Annotated in this window: 21 protein-coding genes; 5 read left to right on the top strand and 16 right to left on the bottom strand. The window is 63.0% G+C overall.

The window, feature by feature from the left end:
- Positions 1–19: 19 nt before the first annotated feature.
- Both mtnA and NDB2M4_RS07350 read left to right on the top strand, forming a co-directional pair.
- Positions 20–1,114: an S-methyl-5-thioribose-1-phosphate isomerase gene (mtnA, locus tag NDB2M4_RS07355; RefSeq protein WP_072372527.1), complete on the top strand. Its 1,095-nt coding sequence runs from the start codon at positions 20–22 to the stop codon at positions 1,112–1,114.
- A gap of 81 nt (positions 1,115–1,195) precedes the next feature.
- Positions 1,196–1,882 (top strand): L-fuculose-phosphate aldolase, encoded by a 687-nt coding sequence (locus NDB2M4_RS07350; RefSeq protein WP_072372524.1) that lies wholly within the window; start codon positions 1,196–1,198, stop codon positions 1,880–1,882.
- 10 nt (positions 1,883–1,892) lie between these two features.
- Here the strand turns inward: NDB2M4_RS07350 and NDB2M4_RS07345 are convergent, their stop codons facing one another.
- The 7 genes from NDB2M4_RS07345 to NDB2M4_RS07315 form a co-directional block, all read right to left on the bottom strand.
- A complete protein-coding gene (locus NDB2M4_RS07345) occupies positions 1,893–2,153 on the bottom strand; it encodes a hypothetical protein (RefSeq protein ID WP_139247136.1) in 261 nt (86 codons plus the stop codon).
- Positions 2,154–2,209: 56 nt separating this feature from the next.
- Positions 2,210–2,392, bottom strand: coding sequence for a hypothetical protein (locus NDB2M4_RS07340; protein ID WP_072372518.1), 183 nt, complete (start codon positions 2,390–2,392; stop codon positions 2,210–2,212).
- A gap of 390 nt (positions 2,393–2,782) precedes the next feature.
- Positions 2,783–3,880, bottom strand: a complete 1,098-nt coding sequence (ychF, locus tag NDB2M4_RS07335) for a redox-regulated ATPase YchF (protein WP_072372515.1) — start codon at positions 3,878–3,880, stop codon at positions 2,783–2,785.
- A gap of 109 nt (positions 3,881–3,989) precedes the next feature.
- Positions 3,990–4,379, bottom strand: coding sequence for a hypothetical protein (locus tag NDB2M4_RS07330; RefSeq protein ID WP_072372512.1), 390 nt, complete (start codon positions 4,377–4,379; stop codon positions 3,990–3,992).
- A 122-nt stretch (positions 4,380–4,501) separates the two neighbouring features.
- Positions 4,502–4,948: a GAF domain-containing protein gene (locus tag NDB2M4_RS07325; protein ID WP_072372509.1), complete on the bottom strand. Its 447-nt coding sequence runs from the start codon at positions 4,946–4,948 to the stop codon at positions 4,502–4,504.
- Positions 4,949–5,023: 75 nt separating this feature from the next.
- Positions 5,024–5,497 carry a VOC family protein gene (locus tag NDB2M4_RS07320; protein WP_072372506.1) on the bottom strand — a complete coding sequence of 158 codons (474 nt, stop codon included), beginning with the start codon at positions 5,495–5,497 and terminating at the stop codon, positions 5,024–5,026.
- A 19-nt stretch (positions 5,498–5,516) separates the two neighbouring features.
- Positions 5,517–6,047: an SRPBCC family protein gene (locus NDB2M4_RS07315; RefSeq protein WP_072372503.1), complete on the bottom strand. Its 531-nt coding sequence runs from the start codon at positions 6,045–6,047 to the stop codon at positions 5,517–5,519.
- A gap of 64 nt (positions 6,048–6,111) precedes the next feature.
- Between NDB2M4_RS07315 and NDB2M4_RS07310 the strand changes: the two genes are divergently transcribed.
- The gene (locus NDB2M4_RS07310) at positions 6,112–6,564 is read left to right on the top strand and encodes a MarR family winged helix-turn-helix transcriptional regulator (RefSeq protein ID WP_072372499.1); all 453 of its coding nucleotides are present in this window, start codon (positions 6,112–6,114) and stop codon (positions 6,562–6,564) included.
- Between the two features lie 10 nt (positions 6,565–6,574).
- Here the strand turns inward: NDB2M4_RS07310 and NDB2M4_RS07305 are convergent, their stop codons facing one another.
- The 3 genes from NDB2M4_RS07305 to NDB2M4_RS07295 form a co-directional block, all read right to left on the bottom strand.
- Positions 6,575–7,417, bottom strand: a complete 843-nt coding sequence (locus NDB2M4_RS07305; RefSeq protein WP_083555995.1) for a sterol desaturase family protein — start codon at positions 7,415–7,417, stop codon at positions 6,575–6,577.
- An 89-nt stretch (positions 7,418–7,506) separates the two neighbouring features.
- A complete protein-coding gene (locus NDB2M4_RS07300) occupies positions 7,507–7,836 on the bottom strand; it encodes a cysteine rich repeat-containing protein (protein ID WP_072372496.1) in 330 nt (109 codons plus the stop codon).
- Positions 7,837–7,903: 67 nt separating this feature from the next.
- Positions 7,904–8,218: a hypothetical protein gene (locus tag NDB2M4_RS07295; protein WP_244536082.1), complete on the bottom strand. Its 315-nt coding sequence runs from the start codon at positions 8,216–8,218 to the stop codon at positions 7,904–7,906.
- 163 nt (positions 8,219–8,381) lie between these two features.
- On the opposite strand from NDB2M4_RS07295, the gene NDB2M4_RS07290 reads away from it, so the two are divergent.
- Entirely contained in the window at positions 8,382–9,080 is a 699-nt protein-coding gene (locus tag NDB2M4_RS07290; RefSeq protein WP_072373351.1) for a response regulator, read from the top strand.
- Complete coding sequence (locus NDB2M4_RS07285) at positions 9,081–10,421, top strand: sensor histidine kinase (RefSeq protein ID WP_072372493.1); 1,341 nt, start codon at positions 9,081–9,083, stop codon at positions 10,419–10,421.
- A 15-nt stretch (positions 10,422–10,436) separates the two neighbouring features.
- Here the strand turns inward: NDB2M4_RS07285 and NDB2M4_RS07280 are convergent, their stop codons facing one another.
- The 6 genes from NDB2M4_RS07280 to NDB2M4_RS07255 all read right to left on the bottom strand — a co-directional run bounded on the left by NDB2M4_RS07280 (position 10,437) and on the right by NDB2M4_RS07255 (position 15,115).
- A complete protein-coding gene (locus NDB2M4_RS07280) occupies positions 10,437–11,354 on the bottom strand; it encodes a hypothetical protein (RefSeq protein WP_072372490.1) in 918 nt (305 codons plus the stop codon).
- A 58-nt stretch (positions 11,355–11,412) separates the two neighbouring features.
- Positions 11,413–11,760 (bottom strand): hypothetical protein, encoded by a 348-nt coding sequence (locus NDB2M4_RS07275; RefSeq protein WP_072372487.1) that lies wholly within the window; start codon positions 11,758–11,760, stop codon positions 11,413–11,415.
- 110 nt (positions 11,761–11,870) lie between these two features.
- Entirely contained in the window at positions 11,871–12,632 is a 762-nt protein-coding gene (locus NDB2M4_RS07270) for an ABC transporter permease (protein WP_072372484.1), read from the bottom strand.
- Positions 12,629–13,555 carry an ABC transporter ATP-binding protein gene (locus NDB2M4_RS07265; protein WP_072372481.1) on the bottom strand — a complete coding sequence of 309 codons (927 nt, stop codon included), beginning with the start codon at positions 13,553–13,555 and terminating at the stop codon, positions 12,629–12,631. Before NDB2M4_RS07265 ends, NDB2M4_RS07270 begins: the two co-directional genes overlap by 4 nt.
- 48 nt (positions 13,556–13,603) lie before the next feature.
- The gene (pth, locus tag NDB2M4_RS07260) at positions 13,604–14,332 is read right to left on the bottom strand and encodes an aminoacyl-tRNA hydrolase (RefSeq protein ID WP_072372477.1); all 729 of its coding nucleotides are present in this window, start codon (positions 14,330–14,332) and stop codon (positions 13,604–13,606) included.
- A 57-nt stretch (positions 14,333–14,389) separates the two neighbouring features.
- Positions 14,390–15,115, bottom strand: coding sequence for a 50S ribosomal protein L25/general stress protein Ctc (locus NDB2M4_RS07255; RefSeq protein ID WP_072372474.1), 726 nt, complete (start codon positions 15,113–15,115; stop codon positions 14,390–14,392).
- Positions 15,116–15,265 lie beyond the last annotated feature (150 nt).

The following is a 15,265-nucleotide window of genomic DNA, read 5'->3' as shown; positions in this document are numbered from 1 at the left end:
GTCTGGTGGCGATTGAGCGATGAAGATCAACGGCGAAGCGTACCGGACGATATGGCTGACCGGAGATGGCTGGTCGGTGGAGGTCATTGATCAGACGCGGCTGCCGCACGAATTTGTCGTGGTGCCGTTGAAGTCGATGGAGGATGCAGCGCGCGCGATCTTGACGATGCAGGTGCGTGGCGCACCTCTGATCGGCGCTACGGCTGCGTATGGCCTGGCGATGGCGATACGTGAGGACGCTTCGGATGAAGCCATCGATCGCGCATGCGCCTACCTCGCCAAGCAGCGTCCGACGGCGATCAACCTGCGCTGGGCGCTGGATGAAATGCGCCGGGCAGTGCTGAACCTGCCGCGCGCGGACCGTGTTGCGGCCGCGTATGCCCGTGCCGCGCAGATCTGCGACGACGACGTGGAGACGTGCAGGCTGATCGGCGTTCACGGCAAGGCGCTGATTGATGACATCGCCGCGAAGAAGGGCGGCACGCCCGTCGAGGTGCTGACCCATTGCAACGCGGGCTGGCTCGCCTGCGTCGACTGGGGCACTGCGACGTCGCCGATCTATCAGGCGCACGATGCGGGCGTGCCGCTGCATGTGTGGGTGGACGAGACGCGTCCGCGCAATCAGGGCGCTTCCCTCACCGCGTATGAGCTCGGCAGTCATGGTGTTCCGCACACAATCGTGGTCGACAACGCGGGCGGGCATCTGATGCAGCACGGCAAGGTCGACCTCGTCATCGTCGGCACGGACCGGGTGGCGGCCAATGGGGATGTCGCCAACAAGATCGGCACGTATCTGAAGGCACTGGCGGCGAAGGACAATGGCGTTCCGTTCTACGTGGCGCTGCCGCACTCGACGATCGACTGGACGCTCGATGAGGGCATGTCGATTCCGATTGAGGAGCGCTCGGGCGATGAGGTGCTGAAGATGCCTGGCCGCCTGCCGGACGGGACGGTCGTTACGATAGAGATCGCAGCGCCCGGGTCGCCCGCCGGCAATCCGGCGTTCGACGTGACGCCGGCGCGGCTCGTGACGGGGTTCATTACCGAGCGGGGCGTCTGCCCGGCGACGCGTGAGGGGCTGCTTTCGCTCTATCCGGAACGGGCGGGCGGCTAGCGCTGCTACAACCTTTTATATTTCTGCCAAAGAACCTGTGGCAGGGTGTGCCCGAGACGATTGGGCTGCGGGCGATGTGCCGTGACGAAGGCGGATAAGCAAACGAAGTTGGACGATGCCGAGAAGCGCGCGCGCCGCGCGGTGATCGATACGGCGCTGGCGATGAGCCGGTCAGGGCTGTCGCCGGGGCGATCGGGGAACGTCTCGTGCCGCTGGAAGGGCGGCATGCTGATTACGCCGACCGGGATGCAATACGAGACGCTGAAGCCGCGCGATATCGTATTCGTCACCGGCAAGGGGACGTTGCAGGGGCGGTCGCTGCGCAAGCCGTCGAGCGAGTGGCGCTTTCATCTGGCGGCCTATCGGGCGCGCGCGGACATGAATGCGGTGGTGCATACGCATTCGCTGTACGCCACAGTGCTAGCGTGCGCGCACAAGCCGATCCCGGCGTTTCACTACATGGTTGCCGTTGCGGGCGGCAGCGATATTCCGATGGTGCCGTACGACACGTTCGGCACGGAGGAATTAGCGCAGCATGTGGCCGAGGGGCTCGCGCACCGCAATGCATGCCTGATGGCGAACCACGGGCAGATCGCGATCGGCAAGGATCTCGCCCAGGCGCTGGAGCTTGCGCACGAGGTGGAAGTGCTGGCGCAGCAATACGTGAATGTGCTGTCGATCGGCGAGGCGCATATCCTGCCGGAAGAGGAAATGGCGCGCGTGCTGGAACGCTTCAAAAGCTATGGGCAGCGCGCGCAGGATACTTGATCAGCGCAAATCAGTCGTCGAGGCTTTGCAGCGTCGTTCGGCAGGAGCGCTTCCACTGCGCTTTGGTCATGTGGGTTTTTCTGTCCCAGATGGCCATGCATTCCTCAATTCGCTTTTCGAACGATGGCTCGACGTCAATGCTGCCGGTGGTGACCGCGGGCGATTGATCGGGCTTTGAGGTGGCGGCGTTCAGCGTCGTGTCGGCAGAAGCCGTCGCGCTCAACGCTGCGAGGCACATTACGGAAACGAGTGCTTTGGCAATATTGCTCATGTTGTTTCTTGTCCCGTCCCTATGGGAGTAGCGACGAGGCCGCTACCCCCCTATCCCTAGCTAACGCGTGGGCCTTGCATCTGGCGCAGCGCCGCTTCAATACGCCGCCAGTTCTGCGCTTCGATTGTGTTCCCTTGGTGCTCTAGATCGCGGGCCTTTTGCGCGGCGTGAGCCAGAGCCAATTCGCCTCTCGCCTCTCGCAGTTTGCGCGCGTGTTCCTGGATTTCCATCGCCTGCATGCCGGAACCTCCATGTTGGATGGCGATTGCAGGCATATGGGCGCGGATCAGGTCGCTGCCAATGGGGACAGCCTCTCAGTGTGGGGCACAGATGGGCGTGGCACAAATTATCCACAAGCCTTAGCGTTCGGGTTTGCCAAACTTACAGATCTGCAAACTCGCTCAGTAATTGGATGACCAGAGGCATGAATTGGCTGCCGCCACCGTGCCCTGCGCACTGTCGAGCACACGCTGGTGGCTGGCTTGCCATTGCCTGTGCAGTCTTCACGCGGTCGCTTGATGTCCGCTTACGTCATACCGGCCGTTAAATTTGATGCCGGTCTCCGACATCGAGCATGCCGGAGACATCGGGCTCGATGGCTGGGAACTGTCCCGGCATCGCTCAGTGGGTTAGTTGGCGAAGCGGAAGTGCATGACGTCGCCGTCCTTGACGACGTACTCCTTGCCTTCGAGGCGCATTTTGCCGGCATCCTTGGCGCCGACCTCGCCGCCCAGTCCGACGTAATCGTCGTAGGCGATCGTTTCGGCGCGGATGAAGCCCTTCTCGAAGTCGGTGTGGATGACGCCGGCGGCCTGCGGGGCTTTGGTGCCGCGCGTGATGGTCCAGGCGCGTGCCTCCTTGGGACCGACGGTGAAGTAGGTCACCAGGTCGAGCAGCTTGTAGCCGGCACGGATGAGGCGGTTGAGGCCCGGTTCCTCGAGGCCCATCTCGGCAAGGAACTCGCTGCGGTCGGCGGCCGGGAGGCTCGCGAACTCGGCTTCGATCTTGGCGGAGATGACGACGGTGACGGCGCCTTCGGCCTTGGCTTTCTCTTCGACCTTCTTGGAGTAGGCGTTGCCGTTTGCGGCAGAGGCTTCCTCTACGTTGCACACGTAGACGACAGGCTTGGAAGTGAGAAGCTGAAGGCCGAGGAAGATCGGGCGCTCTTCAGGCGTGATGTCGGCGGTGCGCGCGGGCTTGCCTTCGCGCAGTGGCGCAAGGGCCTTTTCCATGACGGCAACCAGCGCCTTGGAGTCCTTGTCGCCGCCCTTGGCCTTCTTCTCGGCGGCGGCAATGCGCTTCTCAAGGCTCTCCATGTCGGCGAGCATAAGCTCGGTTTCCACGACCTCGGCGTCGGCGAGCGGGTCGATGCGGTTCTCGACGTGGGTGATGTCGTCGTCCTCGAAGCAGCGCAGGACGTAGGCGACGGCATCGACCTCGCGGATGTGCGAGAGGAACTTGTTGCCGAGACCTTCACCCTTGGAGGCCCCGCGCACGAGGCCGGCGATGTCGACGAAGGTGAGGCGGGTGGGAATGATCTGCCCAGAACCGGCAACGGCGGCCAGCTTGTCGAGCCGCTCGTCCGGCACGCCGACCTCGCCCACGTTGGGCTCGATGGTGCAGAAGGGATAGTTGGCGGCCTCGGCTGCCGCCGTCTGCGTCAGCGCGTTGAAGAGGGTGGATTTGCCGACGTTCGGCAGACCCACGATGCCGCATTTGAAGCCCATGATTTCCGTCTCGGGTTATGTGATGGGAGGCGAGCGGAGGGGCTCAGCCGGAGGTTGCCGCATGCCTAGAGGCTTCGGCTGCAAAAGTGAAGCCCGGTGTTGCCGCAGATCAACGGGGGCGGGTCGCCGGAACCGGGGCCATGGCCGCGCGGGGGCGCTCGCAAGGGTAAATGCCGTTGATAATGCTGGCGATGGTGGCGTTTGCGTCGTCGCCCGAGTGGCCGAAGCGGGCGGCGGAAAGCTTAACCCGGACGTGCTCGAGCAGGGAGACGGGGACGACGCCGTCTCCAAGCATCAGGCCGCCGAAGGCACGCGGCAGGCATATGCTCGGGTGCGCTCCGCTATTGAGGACATTGAGGCGCTCGTTGATCAAGGCGAAGCAGTCGCCGAGGCGCTGGTGGCGGCAATTGGTGACGAAGTCATAGACCGGCTCGGCGCGCGCAGCGGGCGCGGGGCACAAGGCGCATAGCGCCAGCACGATGGCTGCAAGTCTTGCCACGACGTTCCTCCATGCTCGGCAGGAAGATCATCCGCATAAGATGCGCAGGCAGACATTCTGGATCGGGATGGATCGTTGGCGCAATCGTTTTGCGCCAGCGGCAAATGCGCGCCTGGAGCGTGTCAGTTGGCACGCAGGGGGGCGAGCTGGCGGCCTTCGGCGAGCAGCGCGGATATCTCGGCGTCGGTGAAGGTGCGCTCCGAGCGGTTGGCGACACCGAGCGCGCCTACGACGGCTTCGCCGGCGAAGATGGGAACGACGATGGAGCCGGAGAGACCAGTGGCCTTGGCGCCCGGGCGCACGTCGCCGCTGGTGTCGGTCTGGATGTTGCACGCGTTGACCGGCTCAGCGCGCTCGACGGCGAGGCCGGCCATGCCCTTGCCTACGGGGATGGTGCGGATGATGGCGAGCACCGGCTCGGGCATGCCATCGGTCACGGCTGCGAGATGCAGGAGGCCATCCTCGCCAAGGAAGTGGACGGTGCCGCTGTCGGCCGCGAAATCACGGACAATACGAGCCAGGGCCTCTGAGGCGCTGACCTCTGTCGATGGGTTAGACTGGCTCGGCATGGGTGATCTCCCGCTATTCGAAGGCGGGCTAACGTAACATTGTTACGTTTTCGGGCAAGCCCCGACGCCGACCGATCAGGCGGCCGCTTCGAGTTCGGCTATGTCGAGCTTGACCATCCGCAGCATGGCTCTAGTGACGGCCGCGGCGCGTGCTTTGTCACGGTGTGCAATCAACTCGCCCAGCCTGCGCGGAACAATCTGCCAAGAGACGCCATAGCGATCCTTGAGCCAGCCGCAGTGCACCGGCCTGCCGCCGTCTTGCAACAGCCCGTTCCAGAGCCTGTCGATCTCGTCCTGCGTATCGCATGTGAGGACGAGTGAGATGGCATCGTTGAATTCGTGATGCGGGCCTGCGGAGATCGCCATGACGGGAGTGCCTGCGAGCGTGAACTCGACGACCGAGACGGAGCCTGCCGGGCCCGATGGTGTTTCGGCCGGCAGCGTGGTCACGCGGTCGACGGAGGATGCGGGGATCACCGATGCGTAGAAGCGCGCGGCTTCCTCGGCGTTGGCCGCATACCAGAGGTGTGGGGCGAAGGTTACTGCCATGACGCTCTCCCGGTCTCTGTCAAACTGTTTCGGCTATGGCTTTGAGGTTGGCGAGGCCTTCGTCGAAATCGCGCGCCATCATGCGTTCGCAGTTGACGAACAGCGAGAAGACTTTTCCGGGCAGCCCCGCCACACCCTTCATCGCCCACGTGACTTCTGTCGCATCGCCGATGGGCTTCAACGTGAACTCGACGCGATTGTCGCCTGCGAACGGCTTCGTCATCAGGAGACGCATGCCGATCATCGACGGTGATGTGTCGGTGACGCTGACAGAGCCGGTGCCGCTCTTACCAGCGAAATGGAATGTGGCGCCTGGGCCGGCATCGGGTCCGGAGTAGTGGGCCGTGCCCCCACAATCGCGCAGAGCGTAGGGGTTCCAGGTGTTCATGAGTTTCAGGTTGTTGATGAGGCCGTGAAGGCGTGCGGGCGGTGCCACGATCTTCAGGGACCGAGCCGCGTAGAACTCGTCGGGGCGTCGCGATGCGATGAACAGCGTGACGGCAATAGCGGCGGTGAGCGCGATGGCGACGTATGTCAGCACTTCCAACATGAGCTGCTCCTCAAGTCTTTCCAACCTCAATTGACTTTATGTTGATATCAACGTAATTGAGAGCATGTCAATGCTCGATGAGCTTCCGCTGTCGGTTACGCACGAGGTTCGCAATCGCTGCCTGTGTTTGCATTTGCAGCGGGCGGCTCGTGCGATCGCGCGTCATTTCGATGACGTGCTGCGCCCGTTCGAGATCACGAACGGTCAGTTCTCTCTGCTGATGTCGCTCAATCGACCGGTGGCGCCGACGATTGGTGAGATCGCCCAGCTGCTGGCGATGGATCGCACGACACTGACCGCAAACTTGAAGCCGTTGGAGCGGCGCAAGCTTCTGAAGATCGTCGTCGACGAAAAGGATAAGCGCAGCCGGCGGCTGAAGATCACGACGGCGGGTCAGAAGCTTCTCGCGCGCGCCGTGCCCGTTTGGCGCACGACGCACGATGAGATCGATCGGATGCTGTCGCGCAATCCGGACGCCTTGCGCGCGGATCTGGAAAGTCTGGCGCGCGCCAAGTGAGCCTCAGCGCTCAAGGCGCGCTGATCAGCACTTTTGCTTTGGCGCGCAGGGTGGGGGCCCTCTTCACGTCGCACCACAAATGGCTCCATTCCGAGAGGGCAATGCGAATGGGATTGTTGCTCGGCTCGCGGCCCTTGAGGCCGAACCGCAACGGTTCATCGGCGGGTGCAGCGGTGAAGGTCCCGAACAGCCGATCGAAGACAATCAGTACCGAGCCGTAGTTCTTGTCGAGGCAGGTCTCGTTGGAAGCGTGATGCACGCGGTGATGCTGCGGGGTGTTCAATATCCATTCGAGCGGTCCGAGCTTCACCGGCAGCGCCGTGTGCAGGAAGAACTGATAGACGAGACCGAGGCCGAGCATCAGCCCGATGGCGAGCGGATGGAATCCGATGATCGCCAATGGCAGGAAAAAGACGAAGGCACCACTGATCGTTCCGGTCCATCCGAGGCGGATGGCAGCGGACAGATTGAAATGCGTTGCCGAGTGATGCACCGCGTGCGTCGCCCACAGCCAGCGTATGCGGTGCGATGCGCGATGGAACCAGTAGTAGAAGAACTCCGTGCCAAGAAAGAGGGCGATCCAGCCCCAGGCGGTGTTCAGGGGGATGTCGAGCAGCCGGTGCCGATAGCAGACGTAGAAGGGCACAGCGGCAATTACGCCAGTGATCATCCGGGCGAGGATATCGCCGATGGCGACCCCGACGGAGGCCGCCGTTTCGCTCGTGTCATGGTCGGCATCGTGGTGCGCGAGCTTCATGTAGATGAGCTCGAGCGCGATGAAGGCGAGAGCGATGGGAAAGAAGCCGAATAGCGGTGGTTTGGCGTTTATCAGGAACGCTGGCAGGTCGGGCATGGCGCAACCTTTTCGAAGCTGATCGACTGACGGGGGTGCGCGCAGGTGCAGGAAAGGAGCTGTCAAACCTGAACCTGCGCGCGCACCGGCTATTTAGCCGGTGGGGGAGAAGCGTTGCCGTCTCGGGTGGCGGCCACCTGGTCACGCGCCTTGAGAATTGCAGCTCGGCATCCGGGGCTGAGCGCATCGGGATTGGCGGCGAGGCAACGGACGATGCGACCGCCGCCGGGCATGACTGCCGGGCAGAGCCGCCAGCGATCGTCGGAGCAAGCCGAGGCGGCAGCTTTGATTGCAGGATTGTGGGCGAGTGCGGAGATATCGGCTTCAGTCAGCGGTGGCGACGATTGGGCGAGGGTCGCGCTCGTCGTGGCGAAGAGCGTTGCGAGGGCGAGTGACGTTGCGACGACAGCGTTGCGCATGGTGCAATCCGTTGCAGAAGGCTTGTTGAAGGGACCGGCGGGCCCCACTTCCCCGCCGCACGCCGGATCAGTAGCGCGTGACTGAGCCACTGCGCGTTACGGCGTTTCCGTTGGGTCCGCTCCAGGTTGCCGAAGAGCCGCAGGTGCCGTTGGCGCAGCTGGAGGCTCCGCTGCGGCTTACGGTTCCACCGTTGGGGCCGGTGTAGCTGCGATGCGAGGAGCACGCGCCATTAGCGCAGGAGCCCGACCGCGACCAGCTGCGGCCATTGGGGCCCGTTCCGCCACCCGATCGTGACCAGCCAGCCTCCGCGACAGTGGCAGCGGCAGCCAGCAGCAGGGTGGCCGTGCAGACGGCGGTAAGGTGAGACTTCGATAGGATCATGACGTCTTCTCCATTTAACCAAGCGCCGGGGTGGCGCGACGAGGAGAAGATGCGGGCTCAGTTTTGCTGGGGTGTTGCGAGAAGCTGGGGCCAGTTTTTCGTTTTGTAACCGTGCCGGGCGCTGGACTTGCCAGAGTGGGCGATGTTCCTTCACATCGTCTCCATGAGCGAGCGGCCGAACATTCTTGTCATCGAGGACGATCCGGAGATCCGGTCTCTGGTACAGGGCTATTTGCGCAAGCAGGGGTTCCGAGCGGAGGTCGGTGATGGTGCTTCCGCGCTCGACCGGTATCTGGCGGTGTTCGGCGAGCCGGACCTCATCGTGCTCGACGTGATGCTGCCCGGGGAAGATGGGCTTTCCATCTGCCGAAGGCTCCGTGCCGCATCGCGGGTGCCGATCCTCATGCTGACAGCACGCGGCGAGGACGTCGATCGCATCGTCGGGTTGGAGCTGGGCGCGGACGATTATCTGCCGAAGCCTTTCAATCCGCGCGAGCTGGTGGCCCGGATCAGGGCGATCCTGAGACGCAACGAGCCGGCGCCAATCGCAAAACGGCAATTCAAGATCGGCGACATGACGGTCGATCTCGATACGCGCACCGTTGCCCGCGGTGAGGCCGTCATCGACCTGACGAGCGCGGAGTTCGATCTACTCGAGTGTTTCGTCACGCGGCCGGGGCGCGTCTTGTCGCGCGAGCAGCTGATGGACTGGACGCGCGGGCGGCGCGCGGACACGTTCGACCGCACCATCGATGTGCAGATCAGCCGGCTGCGCAAGAAAGTCGACATCGGTGAAACGCCGCTGTTCAAGACACTCCGCAACGCGGGCTACATGCTTTCCGCGCGCGTCGAGGAGGTGTGAGTGTTCGGACGGCTCGGTTTCGTCGGACGCGTATCGGCTATCCTAATGCTGGCGCTGGTCGCGCTGTGGGCGCTGGGAGCGGGGCTGAGCTACGTATCGCGGTCCCCGATCGCTCCCCTGCCGTCGGCATTGCCATTGCCGCACCAGATGGCGGCGATCGTCGATCTTCTGGAGAAGTCGGACGAGGTGCAGCGACAGACAGTTCTGGCGGCCGTCAGCACCGACACCCTGTACGTCAGCCTGTCGCCGAACGCGCCCGAAGTGCCCGCCGATATTCGACGACTGCGCGGGATCGAGTGGCTGATAAATCGTTACGTCGGAGCGCTGGGCAGCCGCGAAATCATTGCGACGGCTGATCCGGATGCGATAGGCGATTGGCAGCTTGGGCGCGGAAAGTTGTGGCGGCTGGCGCAGTTTCCACTGCGCGTGGCGGTTGGATTGAAAGGCGGCGGGTATGCAGTGTTCGAAACGCGCGGAGAGATTGCACGGCGCCTGTTCGGAATGCCGCCAGGTTTCTGGGTGGGCGTGCTTGGATCTCTGGTGGGCATAGCGGCGCTATTTGCCGTATGGCGAGAGGCACGGCCTCTGAAGGCGTTGTCGGGGTCGGTGGCGCGCTTTGCGCGTGATGGGCAACCCAATCGTGTCGCGCTACGTGGGGCTCCAGAGCTGCGGCGGCTGATCGAAGAGGTCAACCGCATGCAGGAGCGCATCGCAACGCTGATCAAGGGACGAACCGTCCTGTTGGGGGCCGTATCACACGACCTCAAGACGTACATCACGCGTCTGAAACTGCGCGCTGAGATGATTGAAGGTGGCGACCAGCGTGCCCGGGCAGAGCGCGACCTCGACGAAATGACGGCGCTGATCGACGATGCGCTCGCAGTGACGCGGGGCATGGCGCCGGAAAGACAACTCAACGACGTGGACCTCGGCGAGGTCTTGCGGATCGTGGTGCAGGATTATTCGGGCGTCAGTCTCACCACGCCAGCAGGCGCGCTGATGATGCGAGCGGATCCGGTTGCCCTGCGCCGGCTGTTCACAAATCTCGTCGACAACGCAGTTCGCTATGGCGGGAGTGCACCGGACATCACCGTCAGTGCCCGGCATGAGGGATGGCGCATTACGGTCGATGACAAGGGACCCGGGATTCCCGAGGCGGAGCGCGCGCTGGTGCTGGAGCCGTTTTACCGGCGCGAGACGTCACGCAGCCGAGAGACGGGTGGCAGCGGATTGGGGCTCGCGATCGCAAAGCAGATCGTTGAAGCGCACGGCGGCACGATTGCGCTAGACCAGTCGCCGGCGGGCGGCCTGCGCGTTGTCATCAACCTGCCGGCCGGATAGCGCGGCAGTTGCGCCTCAGCGGAACTGCGTGAGCGCGAAGGTGGAATAGCTCGTGGGGCTGGGCAATTTCTCTTTGCCGCTCATAGCGTCGGCAAGCGCTTCGCCGATGTTGGTGCCGGGGTCCGACTGCTTGACGGCGATGACAATGAACGGCCGCTGCCAGCTGGTGCCGCCGGTCTCGCAATCGGCGCAGGGTTCGCGGTATTGGCCGAGGTTCAGCGTGTAGATCGGCACGTTCTGCGCGACGGCGGTGGAAACCAGCGCTGCGGCTTGTTTGGCACGGCGCTCGGCGCGGGCGACCTCCTCGGCGGCGTTGCCCTCCTGAGAGGCGGTGCCGACCGTGATCACTTCCTTCGCGTCGGACAGCGCAGTGCGCACCTCATCGTCTAGAACGGCAGCCGCAACATCTGCGCGGGGAATGGTTTGTCCATCTTTTTCGAGGTCATCGGAGCTGCCGCGCACCCAAAGGAAGCTCTTGTTCAGAACTACGACATCAAACGAGCCCGTGCGTCCGGCTTTGTCCTTGCCCTCGATTGCGAACACCGTGGAGTTGCGGGTCTGCCGCATCTCGGGCTCGACCTCGGGCTTGATGGCCGCGGTTTCCATTTTCATCGGCTCAATGACCCGATGACGGATTTCTAGAGCTGTGTAGGTGCCGCCGACCGCCGTGGTGCCAACGAGCATGGCGACGCCTGCGTTGGTCTTGAAAAGACCGAGGAACCAGGAGACGCGGTCCCACCAGCCAGTGCCCTTATCGTAAACGCGATAGCCGCGTCGTAGCCACCAGAAGAGGCTGCGCCGAGGATCCTCGTCGTCCGGGTCGACGAGTGCGTCCGCGGGAACAGAAACGGCGCAGACGATCCACGACAAGACAAAGCCGGTGACGAAGGCTCCAATGGCGTACCATTGCAGGCCGGTGAGCAGGTCGGGCATGGCGCAAATCCTAGTGGGACGCGAGATACGAAAGCGAAGCGCTGCGCTGTCGTCAGGCTCAGAAATTTACGTGCTGGATGACGTAACCGGCGCCGAAGGCAATCAAGCCGGCGATGACGATCTGCGGCAACACGGAAACGAATGTGCTGAGCAGCGCGACGAAGGCCTGGAATAGGGCGACGACGCCGGACCAGAGCACGAGCGCGGCGCGATAGAGAATGTAGGCGATGGCCACCAGCGCGACGACGAGGATGACGATCTTCCAGATCGGCAAGGCCTGCCAGTCGGACGAGAAAATCGAGACGATCTGACCGAACGACCACGTCCAGATGAGCTGCAGGAACCTGAAGATCGCGGCGATGCCCTGCTGCAGAAACTGGACGATGGAATTGATGATACCGTTCATGTGTCGCTCCCCTGTCGATGCCAACCACCGCGCGTAGAACGCCCCCCGGGCGACGCGTGGTTACAGTGGCCTCTCGCCGTTGCTTGCGCAAGCTTGGATGCGGGCGAATGTCAGGTCTTGAGACGGTAGCCCGTGCTGAAGATGCGCCAGATAACCCCCAGGCAGATAAGCAGAAACAGCGCCGTCATGCCCAAGCTGGCGAAGATGTTGACGTCTGCAACACCATAGAAGCTCCAGCGAAATCCGCTGACGAGATAGACCACGGGGTTGAATAGCGTCACCTTTTGCCAGAACGGCGGAAGCATGTTGATCGAATAGAAGGTGCCACCCAAGAATGTCAGTGGCGTGATAACGAGCAGAGGAATGACCTGCAATTTCTCGAAGCCGTCGGCCCAGATGCCGATGATGAAGCCGAGCAGGGAAAACGTCAGCGCTGTCAGCACGAGGAATGCCAGCATCGCCAGCGGATGGGCGATGTGCAGATCGACGAATACGGCGGCGGTAGCGAGGATAATGAGGCCGAGCGCGATCGACTTGGTGGCCGCTGCTCCGACGTAGCCGAGGGTGATCTCGAGCGGCGAGATCGGGGCCGTAAGCACTTCGTAGATGGTTCCCGTGAAGCGCGGGAAATAGATGCCGAACGCTGCGTTGGAGATCGATTGCGTCAAGAGCTGCAGCATGATGAGGCCCGGCACGATGAAGGCGCCGTAGCTGATGCCTTCGATGTGCTGGATACGGGAGCCGATGGCCGCGCCGAATACGATGAAATAGAGCGAGGTCGAGATCACAGGCGAGATAATGCTCTGCATGACCGTGCGCATGGCGCGCGACATCTCGAACATGTAGATGGCTTTGATCGCGTGCAGGTTCATTTCTTGCTCCTGACGAGATCGACGAAGATGTCTTCGAGCGAAGATTGCGTGGTGTCGAGATCGGAGAAGCCGATGCCGGCTGAGCGCATATCATCGAGCAGCGAGGTGATGCCGGTGCGGCCGGCGCGGGTATCATAGGTGTAGGTCAGCGTGTTCCCGCCGTTGGACAGCTCGAGCTCGTGCTTGGCGAGTGCGCCCGGAATTTCGGACAGCGGCGCGCTGAGCTGCAAAGTGAGCTGCTTCTTGCCGAGCTTGCGCATCAGCTCGGCCTTGTCTTCGACGATGATCAATTCACCCTTGGTGATGACGCCGACGCGGTCGGCCATCTCCTCGGCTTCCTCGATGTAGTGCGTAGTGAGGATGATGGTGACGCCTGCTGCGCGCAGATCGCGCACCACCTGCCACATGTCCTTGCGCAGCTCGACGTCGACGCCGGCGGTCGGCTCGTCGAGGAACAGAATCGAGGGCTCGTGCGAGAGAGCTTTGGCAATCAGGAGGCGCCGCTTCATGCCGCCCGAAAGCTCCATGATGCGGTTGTCCTTCTTCTCCCATAGCGAAAGGGCGCGAAGGATTTTCTCGATGTAGCCGGGATTGGGTGCCTTGCCGAACAGGCCGCGGCTGAATGATACCGCATTCCATACGGTCTCGAAGTGATCCGTGGTCAGCTCTTGCGGGACGAGGCCGATCATCTCGCGGACGCGGCGATAGTCGCGTTTGATGTCGCCGCCATCGACGGTGACGGATCCGGTCGTCGGATTGACGAGCCCGCAGATGATGGAGATCAGCGTGGTTTTGCCCGCGCCGTTGGGACCGAGAAGGGCGAAAATCTCGCCGCGCTCGATATCGAGGTCGACACGCTTCAGCGCCTGAAAGCCGCCGGCATATGTCTTCGACAGATCTTTGATCGATATGATGGCGGTCATGCGGGGGGAATAAGCGCTCCCGTGCTCGTCTTCAAGACGGCCGAGACATCATTCCTTGTCGCCGCGTCCGGCAAGCCACTTTTTCAAGTTATCAGCAAGTGCGGTGGCACGTTTCGACTGACGCTCGCCAGCGGGATGTGGATTTCGCGGTGCGGGCTTGGGCTTCGGCGAGGCGGAGGCTTTCGCGGGCGTCGTTTCCGGCTCGTCGTCCGCGTTCATCTTGAGGGCGACGTTGGAGAGAAAGCGTGCGCTGTCTCCCTTGGCGAGAAACGGCGCTGCATCGGCCATGGCGTCCAGCATAGGATCGAGCCAAGTATACTCGACCTTGGCGAAGTCGTGCAGCACGTAACGGGCGACAGCTTCCTTGGCTCCGGGATGGCCGACGCCGATGCGAACGCGCGTGTAGTCGTTGCCCATGTGGGCAGAGATCGAACGCAGTCCGTTGTGGCCGGCATTGCCGCCGCCGGACTTAACTTTCAGCTTGGAAGGGGCGAGGTCTATCTCGTCGTGGAAGACGTAGATGTCCTCGAGCGGAATTTTGAGGAAGCGCGCGGCCTCGCCGACGGCACGGCCGCTCTCGTTCATGTAGGTTGCTGGTTTCAGAAGAACGACGCGTTCGCCGCCGATCGTGCCTTCCGCGGTCTCGCCTTGGAAGCGCTTGCGCCACGCGCTGAAGCCATGCGCGTCGGCAATCTTGTCGAGGGCCATGAAGCCCACGTTGTGGCGGTGGCGTGCGTATTCTGCGCCTGGGTTTCCCAATCCAACGAACAGCTTCATTGGCATCGCCCCGCGCAGAGGAATGCGGGCGCAGCCTGAGCCGCGCCCGCAGTTCGATTACTTCTTTGCGCCGGGCTTGGCAGCAGGAGCTGCAGCCTTGGCGGCAGGGGCAGCGCCGGCCTTGGCGGCAGGAGCAGCAGCCTTGGCGGCTGGGGCTGCGCCTGCAGCGGCGGCGGCGTCGCCAGCAGCTGCACCAGCGCCGGATTCGGACTCCTTCACTGCGCCGGCGATGGTGGCGATGGTGAAGTCGCGGTCCTTGATGGTGAGCTCGGCGTCCTTCGGCAGGACGATGGTCGAGACGTGGATCGAGCGGCCGATCTCAAGCCCGGTGAGGTCGATCTCGAAGTATGGCGGGATGTGATCCCAGGGGCAGATGACTTCGACATCGTGACGGACGATGTTGAGCACGCCGCCGCGCTTCAGGCCGGGCGAGGCCTGGTCGTTGACAAAGCGAACGGGGACCTCGACGCGGATACGGCCGTCGCTGGCGATGCGCATGAAGTCGACGTGCACCGGCAGATCCTTCACCGGGTCAACCTGAAGGTCACGCGGAATAACGCGCGACTTCGTGCCTTCGACGTCGATGTCGAGAACGGTGGAGGTGAAGTGGCCCTTGAGGACCTGCCTCCACAGGTCGTTGTAGTCGAGGGCGATGGCTACGGGCGTTTCGCCGTTGCCATAAATGACCGCTGGAACTTTTCCTTCACGACGAGCTTGGCGTGCGGCCCCCTTGCCGGCACGCGGGCGCGCCGTGGCTTTCAGCTCGATCGGTTGCTGAGCCATGGCTGTTTCTCCAAAAGAATCAGGGCCTTGCGGCCCTATCACGCGGCGCGGCCTCCAAGGGTGCCGGGCGCCGTCTCACGCGTTTTTGCTTGAGATGGCGCGGTTTATAGCCTTCGGGCGGGGGGTTGGCAATGTCCGGAGGGCTGCCAA

This window comes from Hyphomicrobium sp. NDB2Meth4, from assembly GCF_900117445.1.
Lineage (GTDB): Bacteria > Pseudomonadota > Alphaproteobacteria > Rhizobiales > Hyphomicrobiaceae > Hyphomicrobium_A.
This window is presented reverse-complemented; position numbering and strand designations above follow the sequence as displayed.

Coding starts and splice junctions, on each gene's coding strand:
- mtnA (WP_072372527.1), top strand. CDS start 20: ATGAAGATCAACGGCGAAGCGTACCGGACGATATGGCTGACCGGAGAT.
- NDB2M4_RS07345 (WP_139247136.1), bottom strand. CDS start 2,153: ATGAGCAATATTGCCAAAGCACTCGTTTCCGTAATGTGCCTCGCAGCG.
- NDB2M4_RS07340 (WP_072372518.1), bottom strand. CDS start 2,392: ATGCAGGCGATGGAAATCCAGGAACACGCGCGCAAACTGCGAGAGGCG.
- ychF (WP_072372515.1), bottom strand. CDS start 3,880: ATGGGCTTCAAATGCGGCATCGTGGGTCTGCCGAACGTCGGCAAATCC.
- NDB2M4_RS07325 (WP_072372509.1), bottom strand. CDS start 4,948: ATGCCGAGCCAGTCTAACCCATCGACAGAGGTCAGCGCCTCAGAGGCC.
- NDB2M4_RS07320 (WP_072372506.1), bottom strand. CDS start 5,497: ATGGCAGTAACCTTCGCCCCACACCTCTGGTATGCGGCCAACGCCGAG.
- NDB2M4_RS07315 (WP_072372503.1), bottom strand. CDS start 6,047: ATGTTGGAAGTGCTGACATACGTCGCCATCGCGCTCACCGCCGCTATT.
- NDB2M4_RS07310 (WP_072372499.1), top strand. CDS start 6,112: ATGTCAATGCTCGATGAGCTTCCGCTGTCGGTTACGCACGAGGTTCGC.
- NDB2M4_RS07305 (WP_083555995.1), bottom strand. CDS start 7,417: ATGCCCGACCTGCCAGCGTTCCTGATAAACGCCAAACCACCGCTATTC.
- NDB2M4_RS07300 (WP_072372496.1), bottom strand. CDS start 7,836: ATGCGCAACGCTGTCGTCGCAACGTCACTCGCCCTCGCAACGCTCTTC.
- NDB2M4_RS07295 (WP_244536082.1), bottom strand. CDS start 8,218: ATGATCCTATCGAAGTCTCACCTTACCGCCGTCTGCACGGCCACCCTG.
- NDB2M4_RS07290 (WP_072373351.1), top strand. CDS start 8,382: ATGAGCGAGCGGCCGAACATTCTTGTCATCGAGGACGATCCGGAGATC.
- NDB2M4_RS07280 (WP_072372490.1), bottom strand. CDS start 11,354: ATGCCCGACCTGCTCACCGGCCTGCAATGGTACGCCATTGGAGCCTTC.
- NDB2M4_RS07275 (WP_072372487.1), bottom strand. CDS start 11,760: ATGAACGGTATCATCAATTCCATCGTCCAGTTTCTGCAGCAGGGCATC.
- NDB2M4_RS07270 (WP_072372484.1), bottom strand. CDS start 12,632: ATGAACCTGCACGCGATCAAAGCCATCTACATGTTCGAGATGTCGCGC.
- NDB2M4_RS07265 (WP_072372481.1), bottom strand. CDS start 13,555: ATGACCGCCATCATATCGATCAAAGATCTGTCGAAGACATATGCCGGC.
- pth (WP_072372477.1), bottom strand. CDS start 14,332: ATGAAGCTGTTCGTTGGATTGGGAAACCCAGGCGCAGAATACGCACGC.
- NDB2M4_RS07255 (WP_072372474.1), bottom strand. CDS start 15,115: ATGGCTCAGCAACCGATCGAGCTGAAAGCCACGGCGCGCCCGCGTGCC.